The following is a 1,821-nucleotide window of genomic DNA, read 5'->3' as shown; positions in this document are numbered from 1 at the left end:
TCACCTTCGCAGACCGCTGGCCGGCCGCGGAGACCTACTAAATGAGAACCGCCGGAAACACCGTTCATGAGATAGTCCCCCTGAGGGATCACCACCCCGTGAGTGGTATGAGCGGCTCTACAACGTGCAGCAATGGTCCGTATCAGAGGCTGGAGGCCACTTCTCAGCCGCCGAAGAGCCAGACCGATTCGCTCGCGATGTCCGGCACCACTTCCAGTATCCAGCTCTCCCGCAAGCTCCTAGCAGCGACAACTGATCACAGAAAGCCGCCACGCAGCGATCAAATCCACATGTCGGATAAACCTTGAGCGCGGCGGCAGTCTGCCAAGTTTCGCTCAGCGACCGGCTTACGAACAACCGTTCTCGGACAGGCCTCATGGCGGCCGCACGCAATTGGGAGTAGAAGCCAAGAAGTCAATGACGAAGGCGCGGTCGTCATCGGATGCATTCACTCAACAGATATTCTCCGTAAGGTAGGCGGCTTCGTGCGTCTGCCGGAACTCGCTCATGATAGGAGACTTGATCGTCATGGATCGGAAGGTCATTGGCGTCGGCTACGAGGGACTCGATTTGGACGGGCTCGTCTCGCAGCTGCGTCTCAGAGGGGTACGGACGGTCGTCGATGTACAACTCAACCCGATCTCCCGTAAACGAGGCCTCTCGAAAAAAGCGCTCCAAGCACGACTATCGGTCGATGAGATGGGGTCTGAGCACCTCCCATCTCTTGGGAACTCGCGGGTGAATCGCGAGGGTTTCGCTGAACTCAGAGGTCCCGAGCGCATGGTCATCGGCGACGATGGTTCGGCGTATTTCACAAGCAACCACTACGATTCCTTCACCCAATTTAGGGGGCCGAGCCAATAGTCCAAGTTGAAAATCTGAAGCGAGTGGAAGAGTCCCTGAGGCTTATCGTCTTGCCGTCTGGAGAGGACGAGCTCGCAAAAACCAAGATCGCGTGGCAGTCGGCGGAGTTGACAGCCATTACCGTCCGCAGCAAGGAGATGAAGACGCGTCAAGGCCTGTTCGACGAATTTCGCGCCGCGCTGAATTTCCCTGACTACTTCGGGAACAATTGGAACGCGCTTAGTGACTGCGTTCTGGATTTGAGTTGGTTGGACCTCGAAGCTGGTTTGGTTTTAGTCGTGACTGAACCCCACGAGGTTCTCCTCGATGCCGAGGTGGCCGACATGACCATCCTTCGGAGTATCTTGGTTTTGGCGAACGAAGTCTGGGGCCGGCAAGTATCGGAGGGCGAGTGGTGGGACAGACCCGCCCTGCCCTTCCACGTGGTCCTCTCATTCGATAACGGCAGCGTCGATGGCATAGCCGGGAGGTGGCTCGCCGCAGGATTCTTGCTGACCGAGGACCATCCAAGTCCCTGATTTGCTTTCATCGAAGGGTCTTCTAAGCTGCCCAATCATCTACCCGTAGCGCGAACTGGCAGCCACCTTCAGCTTCAAGCGCGGCAGAGTGATGGGCTCCGACGCCACGACAGAGCCCCCTGACATCTAACTCGCATCCACCCCTTTTGCTCGCCCGCTCCACCCCGGCGAGGTTCTCGATGACAAGACCGCCGGAGGGTCTACGACACGGCCGGGCGCCGCGCCTCATCCGGTCCTGTCGGCGGCACGGCCACAACCTACGGGTACGACGCCGCCGGCTACCTCGCATCGGTCATAACTCCCACTGGATCCGTCGGGTACACGACGGACGCCCGAGGCCTGCGCCAGACCCGCACCGAGGGAACGGCCACGGAGGACTGGCTCTGGTCCACCGTCGGGGGGCTGCCCCTGCTGATGGATGACGGCGACCACACCTACA

Annotated in this window: 2 protein-coding genes and 1 pseudogene; all 3 read left to right on the top strand. The window is 59.5% G+C overall.

Annotation, left to right across the window (positions count from 1 at the left end; all coding sequences use genetic code 11):
* Positions 1-528 precede the first annotated feature (528 nt).
* On the top strand, positions 529-864 hold the full coding sequence (locus RMN95_RS10730) for a DUF488 family protein (protein ID WP_309616910.1): 336 nt from the start codon (positions 529-531) through the stop codon (positions 862-864).
* A gap of 23 nt (positions 865-887) precedes the next feature.
* Entirely contained in the window at positions 888-1,382 is a 495-nt protein-coding gene (locus RMN95_RS10725) for a barstar family protein (protein ID WP_309616909.1), read from the top strand.
* A gap of 213 nt (positions 1,383-1,595) precedes the next feature.
* Positions 1,596-1,821: pseudogene (locus tag RMN95_RS17165) on the top strand (hypothetical protein); the annotation flags it as partial.

The sequence above is a fragment of the Salinibacterium sp. genome (assembly GCF_031364185.1).
Lineage (GTDB): Bacteria > Actinomycetota > Actinomycetes > Actinomycetales > Microbacteriaceae > Rhodoglobus.
Note: the sequence above shows the minus strand (reverse complement) of the source record. Positions and strands in the feature narration are given on the sequence as shown.

Coding starts and splice junctions, on each gene's coding strand:
- RMN95_RS10730 (WP_309616910.1), top strand. CDS start 529: ATGGATCGGAAGGTCATTGGCGTCGGCTACGAGGGACTCGATTTGGAC.